This window comes from Aquimarina mycalae (genome assembly GCF_029906345.1).
GTDB lineage: Bacteria > Bacteroidota > Bacteroidia > Flavobacteriales > Flavobacteriaceae > Aquimarina.
In genome coordinates, this window is the sequence record NZ_JARYGY010000003.1 from 320,595 (window position 1) to 337,123 (window position 16,529).

General features: G+C 32.4%; 12 protein-coding genes. 4 read left to right on the top strand and 8 right to left on the bottom strand.

All coding sequences use genetic code 11. The annotated features are described in order from the left end of the window. Window positions 1–53 precede the first annotated feature (53 nt). Together QBK95_RS09200 and ychF are read right to left on the bottom strand one after the other, a co-directional pair. Window positions 54–2,243, bottom strand: coding sequence for a tetratricopeptide repeat-containing hybrid sensor histidine kinase/response regulator (locus QBK95_RS09200; protein WP_280932874.1), 2,190 nt, complete (start codon window positions 2,241–2,243; stop codon window positions 54–56). Between the two features lie 291 nt (window positions 2,244–2,534). After that, window positions 2,535–3,629: a redox-regulated ATPase YchF gene (gene ychF, locus QBK95_RS09205; RefSeq protein WP_280932876.1), complete on the bottom strand. Its 1,095-nt coding sequence runs from the start codon at window positions 3,627–3,629 to the stop codon at window positions 2,535–2,537. 219 nt (window positions 3,630–3,848) lie between these two features. Here ychF and QBK95_RS09210 point away from each other — a divergent pair, with 219 nt between their 5' ends. Further along, window positions 3,849–4,397 (top strand): hypothetical protein, encoded by a 549-nt coding sequence (locus QBK95_RS09210; RefSeq protein WP_280932877.1) that lies wholly within the window; start codon window positions 3,849–3,851, stop codon window positions 4,395–4,397. Window positions 4,398–4,497: 100 nt separating this feature from the next. Here QBK95_RS09210 and QBK95_RS09215 read toward each other — a convergent pair whose 3' ends face one another. Beyond that, window positions 4,498–5,838 carry an RICIN domain-containing protein gene (locus QBK95_RS09215; RefSeq protein WP_280932879.1) on the bottom strand — a complete coding sequence of 447 codons (1,341 nt, stop codon included), beginning with the start codon at window positions 5,836–5,838 and terminating at the stop codon, window positions 4,498–4,500. 299 nt (window positions 5,839–6,137) lie between these two features. Next, window positions 6,138–8,138: a polysaccharide lyase family 7 protein gene (locus tag QBK95_RS09220; protein ID WP_280932881.1), complete on the bottom strand. Its 2,001-nt coding sequence runs from the start codon at window positions 8,136–8,138 to the stop codon at window positions 6,138–6,140. A 498-nt stretch (window positions 8,139–8,636) separates the two neighbouring features. Here QBK95_RS09220 and QBK95_RS09225 point away from each other — a divergent pair, with 498 nt between their 5' ends. Next, window positions 8,637–11,255, top strand: a complete 2,619-nt coding sequence (locus QBK95_RS09225; protein WP_280932882.1) for a TonB-dependent receptor — start codon at window positions 8,637–8,639, stop codon at window positions 11,253–11,255. Window positions 11,256–11,324: 69 nt separating this feature from the next. Here the strand turns inward: QBK95_RS09225 and QBK95_RS09230 are convergent, their stop codons facing one another. From QBK95_RS09230 to QBK95_RS09245, 4 genes are all read right to left on the bottom strand, one after another. Beyond that, a complete protein-coding gene (locus QBK95_RS09230; protein ID WP_280932883.1) occupies window positions 11,325–12,128 on the bottom strand; it encodes an alpha/beta hydrolase in 804 nt (267 codons plus the stop codon). Further along, complete coding sequence (locus QBK95_RS09235; RefSeq protein ID WP_280932885.1) at window positions 12,115–12,990, bottom strand: alpha/beta hydrolase; 876 nt, start codon at window positions 12,988–12,990, stop codon at window positions 12,115–12,117. Before QBK95_RS09235 ends, QBK95_RS09230 begins: the two co-directional genes overlap by 14 nt. Before the next feature lie 111 nt (window positions 12,991–13,101). Continuing rightward, window positions 13,102–13,713: an outer membrane beta-barrel protein gene (locus QBK95_RS09240; RefSeq protein WP_280932887.1), complete on the bottom strand. Its 612-nt coding sequence runs from the start codon at window positions 13,711–13,713 to the stop codon at window positions 13,102–13,104. A gap of 118 nt (window positions 13,714–13,831) precedes the next feature. Beyond that, entirely contained in the window at window positions 13,832–14,182 is a 351-nt protein-coding gene (locus QBK95_RS09245) for a 4Fe-4S dicluster domain-containing protein (RefSeq protein ID WP_027391726.1), read from the bottom strand. Between the two features lie 66 nt (window positions 14,183–14,248). Here QBK95_RS09245 and QBK95_RS09250 point away from each other — a divergent pair, with 66 nt between their 5' ends. Next, the gene (locus QBK95_RS09250) at window positions 14,249–15,310 is read left to right on the top strand and encodes an acyl-CoA reductase (protein WP_280933232.1); all 1,062 of its coding nucleotides are present in this window, start codon (window positions 14,249–14,251) and stop codon (window positions 15,308–15,310) included. Window positions 15,311–15,436: 126 nt separating this feature from the next. After that, window positions 15,437–16,501: a 3-phosphoserine/phosphohydroxythreonine transaminase gene (gene serC / locus QBK95_RS09255; protein WP_280932893.1), complete on the top strand. Its 1,065-nt coding sequence runs from the start codon at window positions 15,437–15,439 to the stop codon at window positions 16,499–16,501. Window positions 16,502–16,529 lie beyond the last annotated feature (28 nt).

Consider the following 16,529-nt stretch of genomic DNA (forward strand, 5'->3'; position numbering starts at 1 on the left):
TTATCAGGCATCATTATTTTATTTTAAAAGAATATTACCCCTAGAAAATTGGGTTAAGGCAATAAATTTTTAGAAATAATATTTCGAAGATCGTTCTTATTTAGTGGTTTATTAATAATGTCATTCATCCCGATTTCGAAACACTCATCTTTAACCTCTCCTAACTCTGCTGCTGTAAGTGCAATTATAGGAGTATCCTTATCAAATTCACGAATTCTTCTTGTAGCTTCATTTCCATTAAGATAAGGCATATTAAGATCCATCAAAATAAGATCAAAATCTTCTTTTTTCATCATTTGTATTGCGTTAAACCCATTTTCGACAATTACACAATCATACCCTATTAGGCTCAGTAAATTTTTGGTTACAATCTGATTAATCTTATTGTCTTCAGCTACTAGTATTCTACGATATACATTGGTCGCACCATTATTGCGTTCATTTGAAGATTGCTCCTCTCCTTCTTCTAATATTTCTAGATGTAAGTCAAAATAAAATTTGGTTCCCCTTCCTTCATTACTTTCTAGTTGGATTTGACTATCCATCATTTCCAAAAGATTTTTTACAATAGAAAGCCCAAGACCAGTTCCTTCTAACTTATTAGACTCTCTATCCACTTGCGAAAATTTCTCGAATACATAATCCTTCTTATCTTCTGGAATTCCTACACCACTATCCTCAACTTCATATCTAATTTGAATTGTATTTCTCTCTCTACTAAGAATTTTAATTCTCAACCATATAGTACCATTTTCGGTAAACTTAGATGCATTTCCAATTAGGTTGATTAATATTTCAGATAATCTTAGAGAATCAACATTTAGAGAATCTGGAAGTTCATTAGGCACATCTAGTATAAGCTTATTGTCTTTACTCTTTGCCTGATATTCAAATGAGTTTAATAGGTTCTGTGATAGTTTAAAGAGATTTGTAGGAGTTTTAGCAAGCGTTACTTTATTAGATTCTATTTTACTAATTTGAAGCACATTATTAATAAGGTTTAACAGGTAATCTCCAGAAAACTTTAAAGATCCTAATAATTGTCTGTGTTTATCTAACACATCTTTATCTTCAAGTAATAAGGATGTTATTCCTACTACTCCATATAATGGTGTTCTAAGTTCGTGGCTTACCGTAGAAATAAATTGTGACTTTACTTGTGTTAATTTTTCGGCTTCGGATTTTGCTTCAATAAGTTGTGCGTTTTTTTCTTTTAAGACATCGCTTAATTTTTTCTTTGATCGATATCCTATGTAAATAAAAAATATTACTCCTAGCAATAGGATCAACCCAACAACAGAAATGATATTGATTGTTTTATTAACTCTCGCCATATTGGCTTGATACTCTTTTTCTGTTTTGGTTATTTCTAACTCTCGTTTAAACTCATCAACACTAAAGCTTACTTTAGCAACTTCGATCTGCTTAAGCTTATCTTTATCATAAACCTTGTCTTTATACTCATGATATAGTTTTAGATCTTTAAACGCTTCTTCAATATTACCTTGTTTCTGATGCATTTCTGCCAAGGCTTCGTATGTATATGAAAGCTCTAATAGCATATTATGTTTTTCGGCTATTCCTATAGCATCCTTGAAATATCCTTCGGCTTTAGCCATCTCATTATTATTCAAAGCCATTTTTCCCTTAAGATATTGCACTTCACAATACCCTTCAATATCCCTATTTTCGATAACCAATTTTTCTGCTTCTTCTAAATATGGAATGGCTTTATCAAACTCATCAGCATCAATATACGTCCAAGCTAAATTTATGACAGGTGTCATATATTCCTGAGAGTTATTTAACAACTTACCTAAAGCAGTAGCTTTGTTGTAAAAATCTAAAGAAGTATTAAGATCCTTATATCCATCAGAATACACATTACCTAACCCATTATAGTTCCATAAAATAAGTAGTGAGTCATTTGTTTTTTCGGCATTTTCTAACGATTTCCTAAAATATTGTTCTGCATTTTTATAGTCTACAAGAGTCTGATAATTATAGGCTATTAAATAATAGGCTTCTGCTTTATAATGGTCATTATTTAGTTCATGAGCATAGTTAGCCGCCTTAACAGCATATTCAAGAGATTCTTTGATCTTATATTCAAAAGTTAGGTTGTTAGATGTATCTATTAGAAATTGTAAACTATCATTGACAGGGAATTTTGATTTTTCCTGACTGTAGACCAAATACGGAATAGAGAATATAAAATATGTAAATAGTAATATTTTCCTCAAAATATTTGTCTTTTAAAATGTCTAACTTACTCCTATATAGTTCTATTAATTATAGAAATATATAATTAATCCCATTTGTTAATTTACTAAAAAAAAGTAGAAATTCAAGATTTTATAATCAATAACGCAGAAAGGTATTTATAGATATAACTATTTTTTCTCCATTTTTGAAGCATTGTAAATCCATTAAAACAATTACAATGCTATCAATTAAATCACAGGAAATTATTCAAAAAAAAACTCGATAACCTTAATGGATATCGAGTTTTTATAAAAAATGTGATTTATATTTTATACATTAAATAGGAAATGCATTACATCTCCATCATTTACAACATATCCTTTCCCTTCTACTCCAAGTTTTCCAGCTTCTTTCACTTTTGCTTCACTACCATAAGAGACATAATCTTCATACTTAATAACTTCTGCACGAATAAATCCTTTCTCAAAATCTGTATGAATTACTCCAGCCGCTTGCGGTGCAGTAGCTCCAATAGGAATTGTCCAAGCTCTTACTTCTTTTACTCCTGCAGTAAAATAGGTCTGTTGATTTAATAACTTATATGCTGCACGAATTAATACAGATGCTCCAGGCTCTTCTAATCCCATATCCTGAAGAAATAACTGTCTTTCTTCGTAATCTTCTAATTCTGTTATATCTGCCTCTGTTCCAACAGCTAAAATAATTACTTCTGCATTTTCTGAAGCAACTGCCTCCTTTACTCTTTGTACATGAGCGTTTCCATTAACAGCCGCACCTTCATCTACATTGCAAACATATAATACAGGTTTATCTGTAATGAACTGTAATGGTTTTACAAATGCTAAATGATCATCCTCGGAAACTTCTATTGCCCTAACAGAAACTCCTGCTTCTAATCCTTCTTTTAATTTCAACAATACTGCTTCTTCTTTCTGAGCTTCTTTATTACCTGTTTTTGCAGCACGTTTAATCTTGTCCAGTTTCTTTTCCAGAGTTTCAAGATCTTTTAGCTGTAATTCTATATCAATTGTTTCTTTATCACGAATTGGGTCAATAGAGCCATCAACATGCACAATATTATCATTATCAAAACAACGTAATACATGGATAATAGCATCAGTTTCTCGGATGTTTCCTAAAAACTGATTTCCTAATCCTTCACCTTTACTAGCACCTTTTACCAATCCCGCAATATCAACAATCTCTACCGTTGCTGGTAAAACACGTTCGGGATTCACCAATTCTTCTAATTTTTCTAATCTTGAATCAGGTACATTAACAACCCCAATATTAGGTTCAATTGTACAAAACGGAAAGTTTGCACTTTGCGCTTTTGCATTAGACAAACAATTAAAAAGAGTAGATTTTCCTACGTTTGGTAATCCAACTATTCCTGCTTTCATATGTATAAATATATAAGGATAAATATGACACTTATCCAAATTTTTGAGAGTGCAAAGATAATAGTATTAACGTATAGTAAACAAATACTATACAAAGAGATTATTATTAAAAGTAAAGATGGTAAAACAAACTTAAAAAATAATAGTTCTACTCCTAATTATCGACTCTACACGATTCTTTCATTTTTTCGTAATTTTGTGATAGCAAATAACTATCCAATGAAAACGCTACAAAACTTTTTAACGATTGTATTCTTCATGTGTATTTGTACCACTTATGCACAATCTGAAGAGAAAAAAGAAGAAAAAGAGACTCCTGAAGAGGCAAAACCCAAAGAAAATTCTTCTGAAGAAATAGTAACTAAAATCATACGGATTAAAGGTCCTAATGGAGAAGAAAAAGTAATTAAAGAACAACAAGTTATTACTAAAAAAACGGATATTAAACTGAATCCTGATGAGGAGGATCAAACAAACCGAACAGCGGTATATTCACCTCAAAAGGTATCTATTAAAAATTCTGGAACTACTTCTAATGAAAAAATATACAGCAGTGTTCCAGATGGAACAGGATATGTATTAACTCTCATTGATGAAAACGGAGAAAAAATATCAAAAGCTAAGCCTGTTTCCAACGGATATTATCTTATAAACATTGGTCCTAAAGATAACTGTCTTGGTCGTTTTGATGAAAGCAAAAATCTAATTATAGAAACGTATGATGCTGCAACTGATTCTGTTGTTTCATTGACTTATAAATTAAAATAGATTCCTATATATTAAAAAAAATAGCCTGATGTATTGTATTGCATCAGGCTATTTCTGGTAGTTAATCTATCTAAAATGTGTTATTATAACAACATATGCATTAATTTACGCTAAGATCTTTAATAGCTACTTGTCCGTATACGTTAGAACTAGAATGACTGCTACTTGTAGATTGAAGGTAGGCTCCAGCTTTAAAATAATTTTCATCTGCATCTCCGATATCAACCGAAGTAAAGAGTGTTCTTACTCTACTACCACTATTATTTAATTCATACAATCGTACTACACTATTTCTCATAGTAAGTTCAAAATAATATTCGGTATCCATATTCATGTCAAAATTGATTGTTCTTCCCTGACCTTCTATCTCTTCTGTAACATAACCTAAAATTCTAAGATCAACTCCTCCTGAATTTTGTCCATTACTTCCTTGTACTTGCACACGAATCACATCATCATAACTATCATTTCTTTCGTGAATTTGACCAAAACACAGTTTTCCTGAAGGAGGAAGATCTTCTATTCTAAACCTCCATTTCATAGAGTGCTCTGTATTAGTGGTTCCATCCCAATAATTATCTCCACCATTAACTAATTCTCTTAACTCTGATCTTGGGTTAGAAGAACCTCCAGAAGTTGGGTTTCCTGGATAACATCTAAATGTTGCATATCCATTATTTTCAAAGAAGAAATGACTTTCATTTTTACTTGCATTGTCTGCATAATTCAATCCATTATCATTACTTCCAACGTTTAAATTTCCACTAAATCCGTTTAATTTCCAGCCACTACCTATAATACTTGCTGCAGTTCCTCCACCTGGAGGTGGCGGTGGTGGCGGTGTTGTACCTCCTACTTCTGTAAAAAACCATCTGAATTTATCATTACCATTCCAAGAGCGTGATTCTACATTACCACCATTAGAAGTACTTCCTCCTGCAACTCCTATAGATTTCCCACTATCTCGAGACTTCAGCCTATAATATCCACTACCAACACTTATAATCTGCCATTCTTGATGACTACTACCATTATAAGCTCTTGATTCAATATTAGCTCCATTACTGTTGCTTCCATTCTTAACAGTAATTGACTTACCACTATCAACACCTTTTAGTCTGTAATAACCATTGCCGACACTAATGACTGTCCATTGTCTATGGGTACCACTAGCATTACCCCATTGTTGAATATTAGCTCCATTAGAATTACTTTTATTTTGAACATCCATATGCAATCCACTTTTCTTATTTCGTAGATAATACGTTTTACCAGCAACTGGGGTTGCTTTTTGAAAGGTTTCTTCTTCAATATTGGATTCAGTTAGCTCTACAAACTCTTCTGACTCACAAGATAATGTAAGTATAAAGCTCAATAACAAGAACGTTTTGGCTAGGAAAGGAAGAGATTTACCTTTCCAATGGGTTACATGAGTTTTCATAATTGTTAATTTTGAATTATTCATAAAATTTGTGTTAAATATTTGGTTACCCAATAAAATAATTGGTTAACCAATTCAGTTATCACAATATTAATGATTTATTAACACAACTCAAACGTTTTCGTAAAATATTTTGAAATTAATTAACACATTACTAGAGATTTAACAATAATATTCCACAAAAATAACCCTGACTATATTGTAAAATATCATATCAATAATAATTCATATGCAATATACTTACGAAAAAAGACCATCTCTTAAGACAGTCTTTTTGAATTTTAAAACAATATTTTATTCTAATACGTTACATCTAATGTCATATCTTTAACTCTAACTTCTCCATAAGCATTGGGGGATTCATTATCATACCCTTCTCCTGATTTACAATCTTCTAAGAACATTGTAGATTGAGTATAACATCCTACTTTAAAATATCCAGTACTATCTGCGGATTCCCAATCATCTGTCCAAGCATCTAAACCAGGTCTACTTTCATTTTCTATTCTACAGTAAACTCGACCATTTTGAACGGTAACTGTAACTCTTAGTTGCTCTCCCAAACTGTAGGGTAATACATTATCCACCTCAATATCATCATTTTGAACCACATGTAACCCCTGCTCATCTGATCTATACTCCACACGCAAAGGCTCATCACCTGGTCCATGAATTTGCACCATAGACACTTCAGGTTTCTCTACGGGTAAGTGTGTAGCTCTAACGCGTACATCTAAATATTGATAATCATTCATACTCCAATAATTATCATTGCCTCCTGGCATTTGTCTTAACTCTGATCTTGGATAAGAAGAACCACTTGTTGTTGCTCCACCACAATGTGCCTTAAAAACAACTTCATCACCTTCTACATAAAAATACTCAGCATATGGCATAGGAATTTCTCCGATAAGATCTCCCATTTCTATTTCACTATCAGAAGCATTTCTATTTCTATCATTACAGTCATTTCCTGACCTGTTATCATTAGTACTATCCTTACCATTTCCATCAAGTGGGAATGTAATTTTCCATTTATCTAAACCTGATAAAATATCTGATGGATTATTACCTCCTCTTGTATTACCTTGTGGAGTAGCTGTTACCGATTTACTAGAAGATGTATTTCCAGAATCATCCTTTGCTACCACTGTAAACGTATATGATGTTCCATTTGTTAAACCACTTATTGTTTTATTTTCACCTGTAGCCGTCGTACTTCCACCTGTATAGGTAATACTTACATTGCTAAAATCAGCATCATTGGGATTATCCCAACTTAAAGATACCGAACCGTTACCTGCATTTGCTCTTAAATTAGAGACAGCTCCTGGAGGTGTCGTATCACCTGGATTCGTACCTTCTCCATAAATTTCTGTTTCTATAATACTATTCCAACTACTACTTGAATTACCAAAACAAGATATTCTAACATATCTTGCATTTACACTATCAAAATCATAGGTTTCCAATCCTTCAGTTGTACCACTACTCCCATTAGTTTTTGCATCATATATAGTACTTAGAGAAGATGTTGAGTTACCTACTCTAATTTTAAAATATGCTTTTCTTTCATCACCTTTAAACCATGCTATTTTTAAGCTGGAAATGGTTTTTGTTGTACCGAGGTCATACGTAATATATTTCCCTGTATATCCATTAGATGACCATCTAGATTCTGTATTCTGAATTTCTCCATCAACTGTATTTTCTGGTCCGTATCCTGTTTGATTTCCGTTTGTAGAAACATTTTGCGCTATGATTTGACCGGATCCTGTAGTGCCTTCTGATTCACTATTCAGCGTAAAATCATCAAAACGAACATCACCACTATCCCTGGTTCCTACGATAGTTACTGAAGACGAGCTTCCACTATTAAATGAAACTGAGACCTCTTCGAAGTTACTGGTATTAAAATCATTTGTTTGACCACTTATAGAAAGTTTTCCATTTCCTTTAACCCAAGCCTTCAGAATATAATTGGTATTTTGATTTACACTCACCGTTTGCTCTATTTTACCTGAGGAACCTGTTACTTTTGCTGCTTTAGATCCTGAGTGTTCATCACCTGATATTGCATAATTACTTGTACTTCCCCAATTTGCTTTTCCAGATTCGAACCCTGGATTTTGAATCGGCACAGAAATTTTTATTCCAGTATCTTCTTTTATCCCTTCCAAAATTTCATCTTCAATTTGCTCATTGGTGCAACTTAAAGCTGAAAAAAGCAGTATCAGCATGAAGGTCACAGTCAATGATAAAAAGGACAACTTCTTTTTGACGGTTGGTAATTTTTTCATTTGTTAGTAATTTTTAAAATGTTAACGTTTTTCCCTTAAACTACCGATTTGATTAAATTGGTTACCCAATATTTCAATATTAATACTTTTTTAACATTACTCAAACGTTTTCGTAAAATAATTATCTAATAACTTTCATATTCTCAAATTCCATAGATAAGAATTGGGGCTTTAAAAACGACATAAAAACCACCTTTAATCACACGAAAAATCCTACAAATAGTAAGTTTGCAAGCCATGGAATTATTTTCATTTCCGACTAAATTTTAAATAAAAAACAGAATTTACACAAACCAAAAAAAATTAGTTTTCATACTTAAATCCGTACATAAATTGAATAAAATATGCATAAAAAACTGTCGAAAAATACCTAAGAAAGATAGAAAAACGTCAAGTTGATCATTTAGCTAGGTAAAACATGTAATAAATAGCACGGATATTTCTGCTTTAAGATTTATTGAATATCTTTAAAATCATAAAACCAATAAATATATTTACATGAAAAAACTCACACTCATTTTATTTGGCTTATTCACTAGTATAGGGTTTAGTCAACAAATCGTCACCGGAACAGTAACTGATAGTTCTGGAGTACCCATACCTTTTGTTAATATTATAGAAAAGGACACCAATAAAGGAACAACTTCTGATGATTCAGGAAATTACACCATTGCTGTAGATGAAAATGCTACTCTAGTTTTTAGTTATATAGGTTTTCAAACCCAGGAAATCCAAGTTGGTACAAGAGAGAAGATTGATGTTATTCTTTTAGAAGGTGAAGCACTCAGCACCATTGTTATCGTTGGTTCCAGAAGTCCAAAACGAACAGCTACAGATACACCTGTTGCTATCGATATAATTGATATGCAAGATATTATCACTAAAAGTGGTAAAATAGAAATTAACGAGCTCTTACAGTATACTGCTCCGTCATTTAATGCGAACAAACAATCTGGATCTGATGGTGCAGATCACGTGGATCCTGCTACATTGAGAGGTTTAGGTCCTGATCAAACTTTAGTACTTATTAATGGTAAACGAAGACATACTTCTTCTCTTATCAATATTTTTGGTACAAGAGGTAGAGGTAATTCTGGTACAGACCTTAATGCTATTCCTGCTTCTGCTATAAAAAGAATTGAGATTTTAAGGGATGGTGCAGCTGCACAGTATGGATCGGATGCGATCGCTGGAGTTATAAATATTGTTCTAAAAGATAATACCGATAGACTTAGTGGTAGTATTAGTTATGGAGCATATAATACAAACGCTAAAGGAGATTTTCCTGCAGGAACTCCGAATACAGATGGAAATCGATTGGATACAGAAAATGATGGAAACAGAATTGCTGATGATAAAAATTTTGATGGGGGCTCTGTAAAAGTAACTGCTAACTATGGTGTTGGTATCGGAGAAAAAGGATTTGCAAATTTTACCACAGAATATCTTAGTAAAAATAAAACATTAAGACCTGGTTATGATTTTAGACGAGGTTTTGGAGAAGCTGCTATTGATGGTTTTAATTTCTTTGCCAACGCTGCTATACCTTTATCAGACAAAACCGAATTATATGCCTTTGGTGGTAGAAATTATCGTGATACAGATGCGTTTGCTTTTACTCGTAATGGAGGAGAACGCGTAGTTACCGCTATATTTCCTAATGGATTTACACCAAGAATTACCTCTAATATTATTGATAATTCTGTTTCTGCAGGAATCAGAACTGAAATTGCAAGTGGTTGGAAAATTGACCTTAATAATACTTGGGGTAAAAACAACTTTCACTATTTTATCGAAGGAACCCTAAATGCTTCGTTACAAGAATCGTCTCCTACAGAATTTGATGCTGGTGGTCATAGTTTAAGTCAAAATACTACCAGTTTGGATTTTTCTAAATATTATCCAAATATTTCTAAAGGTTTGAATATTGCTTTTGGAGGAGAATATAGAACTGAAAACTTTATCATTTTTGCTGGAGAAGAAGGTTCATACGCTACTTATGATGTAAACGGATTGGCAATTACCGATCCTGCAAATCAAACCCAACCAACTGATCCTGATTCTGGAAATCTTAGACCTGGAGGATCTCAGGGATTCCCAGGATATAGTCCTGCCAATGAAGTAGATCGTTCTCGTTCTAATATTTCTTTATATGCTGATGCCGAATTAGATATAACCGATTCTTTCTTGTTAGCTGGTGCTGCAAGATTTGAGAATTATAGTGATTTTGGTAGTACAATTAATGGAAAATTAGCTTTTAGAGTAAAGGCTGCAGAAGGTATTAATATACGAGGTTCTGTTAGTTCTGGTTTTAGAGCTCCTTCATTAGCTCAGATATATTATAACTTAAGGTTTACTGATTTCCAAGGAGGTGTTGCTACAGAAACGCTACTTTCGGCTAATAATAGTCCAGTAACCGCATCTTTTGGTATTGAAAGACTTAAAGAAGAGACAGCAATCAACGCAGCACTAGGTGCAACAGCAAGTATTGGAGATTTTACAATTACATTGGATGGATATTATATTGATGTAAAAGATAGAATTGTACTGACTGGTACTTTTGCAGCACCGCAGATTCCTAATGTAGCCGAGGCACAATTCTTTGCCAATGGAGTGGATACAGAAACCATAGGATTGGATTTGATATTCTCCTGGAAAGGAAACTATGACTTTGGTAATTTTGGAGCTACGCTTGCTGGAAATATCAACAACATGACTATTAAAGATGTAAATACTACTTTAGATGAATCTACATTTTTTGGAGAAAGAGAAAAAGCCTTTTTATTAGCTTCTGCTCCTGACAGCAAATTTGCATTAAATCTAACCTATGGTTTAAATAAATTTAATGCTGGTATTGGAGTTACTCATTTCAGTGAAATTGTTTTAATTGATTTTGCTGATACAGAAGATGTATATGGCTCAAAAATTACTGCGGATCTAAATCTTGGATACAAGTTAACTGATAACCTTAAATTCACTTTAGGTGGAAATAACATCTTTAATGAATATCCTGATCAGCAAAACGACGGAGAAACGGAAGCTGGTGGATACTGGGATGCTGTGCAAATGGGATTTAGTGGAGCTTACTATTATGCTAGATTAGATTTTAATTTCTAAAAATTAATAATACTGTGAAGTCACATTGAGTATATCTATATATTTTACTCAATGTGGCTTTATTTTTACTCAAACTCCATTAAGCGTTTGATCGATTGTTTCTATATATTCATCAAATTCTATCAAATCGTTATGAGTCCCTCCTTCTATAGAAATCATTCTTTTTTTGGGAGTTTGTATATTCTCGAATAGCCTTCTACCAGACGCGTACGGTACTACTCCGTCATCAGTTCCATGATAAATGGTAATATCACAAGTTACCTTTTTTATATATTCGTTAGAAGTAAATTTATACTTCAATATATTTTTAACGGGAAACATCGGTAACCAATGAGAAGTAACTTCTTCCAGGGTATTGTATGGGGTCTCTAAAATCAAATTAGCAGGTTGATTTGTTGATGCAATTTTTGTAGCTATACCTGTTCCTAACGATCTACCATATATAATGATCTGATTTTCTTTATATTTTTTCAAAGTATATTCATAAAATAATTGAGCATCTTCATAAAGGTTTTCTTCTGTGATGCTACCTGTACTCTTACCGTAACTTCTATAGTCCATCACAATCACGTCATATTGTTTCTTTGCAAAGAAAGAGGTTATCCTTCCCCATTTGGATAAACTTCCTCTATTTCCATGAAAATATAAAATGACTCCTTTAGGGTTTTTATTTTTAAAATGAATAGCATTTAATCGTTCACCATCTTTTGTTTCAATAAAAAATTCTTCAAAAGGGTGATCAAACTGAAAAATATGACTAGTTGGAAGTTTTTTTGGTTGAAAAATAATTTTTTGCTGAAAAAAATACAATATTCCTAATCCCATAAGATATACTATCAATGTCCATTTTAAAACCGATTTAAGCTTGGACATTTACTTTTTTTGAAGCGTGTCTTACACCGATACTGGTATTCGAAAGATTGATTTTCTTTATTCTCGAATTAATAATTTCTCCAAGCATCTTGTGGTAAGATTCAAAATTATTAAGGTTTTTATGTCCTCCACCTATTACGGTATACAATCGCGTAAGTTTTGGTTTTATTTTTGACAACTTAATACTAGATTTAAAAGGAATCAATTTATCATGAGTTCCATGTATAATATGAATTGGACAGTTTACATATTTTAACCATTTATACGTTGGTATGGGATATCTCATAATCAAAGAAACTGGCATAAAAGGTATAAACTTAGCTGCTACTTTACTCAAACTATAATACGGAGCGTCAAGTATTAACATTTTTGGGTTATTAATAGAAGCTAATTTAGTAGCAAAACCAGATCCCATAGATCTTCCATACAATATGATGTACTTCTCATCAACCTTTTCTTTTAGTTTATTGTATACAAATTGAAGGTCTCTTTTAATAGCCTTAAAAGAACGTCTGCCAGTACTTTTACCAAACCCTCGATAATCTAACATACATACATCGTACCCATGCCTTGTAAAATCAACAGCAAATTTACCCCAACCTTTAATACTTTTAGAATTTCCTTTAAGATATAACACCACACCTTTTGGTTCTTCTACCTTAAAATGAAGTCCATTAATAATGGCCCCGTCTCTAGTCTCTAAATTGTATTCTTCTACGATCTGATTGTTATAATGGAACTCAAAATCTTTATCTAGCTTCTCTGGCTTGAAAATAAAATACTCCTGCAAATAATATAAAGCAACACTAGCGATGATGTAAAATGCAAGAATAATAATTGCTATGTAACCCCAATTTGGCATATTAATATTCCTTTTAAAAGTTTTTGTAAGTAACTAATTTACAAAAAATTAAAACGCGCAAATAAAAAAATCCTGCCAAAGCAGGATCTTCATATTATTATTTACATTTTTTTAACGTCTTGCGTCATAAATTCTAAAGCGAACACCTACCCTTGCATAAATATCAAAGAATTTACTATCCACATCTACTATATTATCTGTAAAATCATTTGTAGCACCTACTTCTACCATAATATCGAACATTTCTCCAATCATCTGAGAAAATCCTACTCCGTACACTCCACTAATTACCAATTGTTCGTATTGTTCAGATTCTAAATCAACATCCCCCAACTTCACATTAGTATTTAATCTAAAAGCAGGCCCTGCATTTATAAAAGGTCTGAAACGATCTTTTCCACGATTAAATAAATACCTGAATTTAGGATTAAAACCAACCTGAAGTGCTTTAAAATCTTGAGTAATATTTGTTCCAAATACATTACCCACTATTTCGCTATTTCTTTGTAATAATTCAATTGAAAAAACAATACTTGTTTTTGCTCGAACTCCCATTACATATCCATATCCAGCATTAAAATAAAACCCTACTCCACGATTACTATCAGCGTTTTCTATATTTAAACTAGAGCTTGTTACACCTCCTGAAACTTCCCATCGATATTGTCCATAAGAAGTGATTGAGATTGTTGCTAATACAATAAAGAATATTAATTTTTTCATAATTTCATGTTTAGATTTGAGGTTAAATTCCAGACGAAAATACTAAAATTTAAAAAATGAAGATAAAAAAACCTGTCTAAACAGACAGGTTCTTATTAAGTATTTAAAAACTAATTTGTTATTCTTTATGCATAAATGCTTGTTTTTGTAATAAAAACTCTTCAGTCTCCACAATATCTTCATCTGGTACACAACAGTCTACAGGACATACAGCAGCACATTGCGGTTCTTCATGAAATCCTTTACATTCAGTACATTTATCAGGTACTATATAATAAATTTCATCACTTACAGGTTCCTGCGCTTCTTCAGAGTTGACAGCTTTTCCACCAGGAAGCACAACATCTCCTTCTAAATCAGTTCCATCGGCATATCTCCAGTCATCTGCACCCTCATAAATTGCAGTATTTGGGCATTCTGGTTCACAAGCACCACAGTTTATACATTCATCCGTTATTATAATTGCCATAGCTCTTTTTTATTCTAAATTTGCATCACAAAAATAACTCGTAAACTAGTGATAAACAAATTAGAAATGGTATTAAATGATCGTATTGCCGCTTTTTCTGAATTAGGTCTCTTCTTAAGTCAATTCAAAAATACTGGTTATGAGAAGATTAGCAATATTAAACACAATGAAGATTTTTTTGAAGGAATGATTCAAAAAATAGAATCTGCTAAACATCATAATGGTTGGTTTACTGAAGAAAACATTGTGTTTTCATTATCTCAATGGAGCAACCTCTTAACTAAAGTTACTATAGAAGCATGGTTATCTCCATACACATTGGATAAAGAAGCACAAAAGACTATTGGTATCATTATGGCTGGAAACATTCCGTTGGTAGGGTTCCACGATTTTATTTCGGTACTATTAAGTGGTCATAATGTATTGATAAAACAATCTTCTAATGATAATCAATTGCTTCCTTACCTAGCATCTTATCTAATTGCCGTAGAAGCTAGATTTAAAGATCGTATTTCTTTTACAACCGAAAAATTCACTGATTTTGATGCAATTATAGCTACTGGCAGTAATAATACAGCTCGTTATTTTGAACATTATTTTGGTAGTAAACCTAATATAATTCGTAAAAACAGAAATTCTGTTGCAGTATTAACGGGTGATGAATCCAAAGAACAGTTAACTGCCTTAGGTGAAGATATATTTAGATACTACGGTCTAGGATGTAGAAGTGTTTCTAAACTTATGGTACCAGAAGGTTATGATTTTGATCTGTTTTTTAAATCTATGTACCCTTTTAATGATATCATAAATGGTGCTAAATATGCCAATAACTACGATTACAACAAGGCAGTATATTTGATGAGTAATTATAAGTTATTAGAAAATGGTTTTCTTATACTTAAAGAAGATAACAGTTATAGCTCGCCTATCGCAACCTTATTTTACGAAACCTACGCATCAAAAAGCGAACTATCTAAAAAATTCGAAGCAGATAAAGAAGCAATACAGTGTATTGTAAGTGATAATTTTTCTGATAGTAGTATTGATTTCGGAACCACGCAACACCCTTCTCTATCAGATTATGCAGATAATATAGATGTTATTGAATTTTTAACAACAATTGACTGAATAATTTATCATTTTGATAATGCTTTTGTATCAGATTATTAGCACCTTTGTGGTGTTTTTTCTTACTGGATTCAGGAACCAAAAAAGAAGATAAAAACTAAATAATAAAAACGATAAAAACTACTGATGAAAAAGCACAACTTTAGCGCAGGACCTTGTATTTTACCACAAGAAGTATTCAATGAAGCATCCCAAGCTGTATTAGATTTTAATAACTCTGGGTTATCCATTCTGGAGATTTCACATCGTAGTAAAGATTTTGTAGATGTAATGGAAGAAGCCCGTAGTTTGGCTTTGGAGTTATTAGGCTTAGAAGGTAAAGGATATAAAGTTCTTTTTCTTCAAGGTGGCGCTAGTACTCAATTTTTAATGACTGCTTATAATCTACTACAAAAAAAAGCTGGATATATTAATACTGGTAGTTGGAGTGATAAAGCAATCAAAGAAGCTAAGATTTTTGGAGAGGTTATAGAATTAGCATCTTCTAAAGATGCCAATTATAATTATATTCCAAAAGGGTATGAAATCCCCGAAGGTTTAGATTATTTACATTGTACAAGTAATAATACCATCTTTGGTACGCAAATAAAAGAGTTTCCTACCACTAATTCTCCATTGATATGTGATATGAGTAGTGATATCTTCTCTAGACAACTAGATTTCTCTCAATTTAGTTTAATCTATGCTGGAGCTCAGAAAAATATGGGACCAGCAGGAACTACTCTTGTTGTAATTAAGGAAGATATTCTTGGTAATATTGAAAGACAAATACCTTCAATGTTGGACTACAAAGTACATATTAGCAAAGGAAGTATGTTTAATACACCTCCAGTATTTCCTGTATATACCTCAATGTTAACATTACGATGGTTAAAGAAATTAGGAGGAATTGCAGCTATAGAAGAGCAGAATGAGAAAAAAGCAAAACTTATCTATTCTGAAATAGAATTAAACCCTCTGTTCAAAGGATTTGCTGCAACAGAAGATAGATCTATGATGAACGCAACTTTTTCTTTGGTAGATGAAGATCTTAAAGAAACTTTTGACGCTATGTGGAGCGAGGCTGGTATTAACGGACTTAATGGCCATAGAAGTGTTGGTGGTTATAGAGCTAGTATGTACAATGCAATGACTATGGAAAGTGTAGCGGCACTTGTAGATGTAATGGGTGACTTAGAGCGAAAAGCGTAATTGACCCAACCAACTTATTAAACTAAAA

Excerpts from the sequence above, each read along its gene's own strand:
- QBK95_RS09220 (WP_280932881.1), bottom strand. The coding sequence starts at position 8,138 with ATGAAAAAATTACCAACCGTCAAAAAGAAGTTGTCCTTTTTATCATTG.
- ychF (WP_280932876.1), bottom strand. The coding sequence starts at position 3,629 with ATGAAAGCAGGAATAGTTGGATTACCAAACGTAGGAAAATCTACTCTT.
- QBK95_RS09235 (WP_280932885.1), bottom strand. The coding sequence starts at position 12,990 with ATGCCAAATTGGGGTTACATAGCAATTATTATTCTTGCATTTTACATC.
- QBK95_RS09240 (WP_280932887.1), bottom strand. The coding sequence starts at position 13,713 with ATGAAAAAATTAATATTCTTTATTGTATTAGCAACAATCTCAATCACT.
- QBK95_RS09210 (WP_280932877.1), top strand. The coding sequence starts at position 3,849 with ATGAAAACGCTACAAAACTTTTTAACGATTGTATTCTTCATGTGTATT.
- QBK95_RS09215 (WP_280932879.1), bottom strand. The coding sequence starts at position 5,838 with ATGAAAACTCATGTAACCCATTGGAAAGGTAAATCTCTTCCTTTCCTA.
- QBK95_RS09230 (WP_280932883.1), bottom strand. The coding sequence starts at position 12,128 with ATGTCCAAGCTTAAATCGGTTTTAAAATGGACATTGATAGTATATCTT.
- serC (WP_280932893.1), top strand. The coding sequence starts at position 15,437 with ATGAAAAAGCACAACTTTAGCGCAGGACCTTGTATTTTACCACAAGAA.
- QBK95_RS09250 (WP_280933232.1), top strand. The coding sequence starts at position 14,249 with ATGGTATTAAATGATCGTATTGCCGCTTTTTCTGAATTAGGTCTCTTC.
- QBK95_RS09225 (WP_280932882.1), top strand. The coding sequence starts at position 8,637 with ATGAAAAAACTCACACTCATTTTATTTGGCTTATTCACTAGTATAGGG.
- QBK95_RS09245 (WP_027391726.1), bottom strand. The coding sequence starts at position 14,182 with ATGGCAATTATAATAACGGATGAATGTATAAACTGTGGTGCTTGTGAA.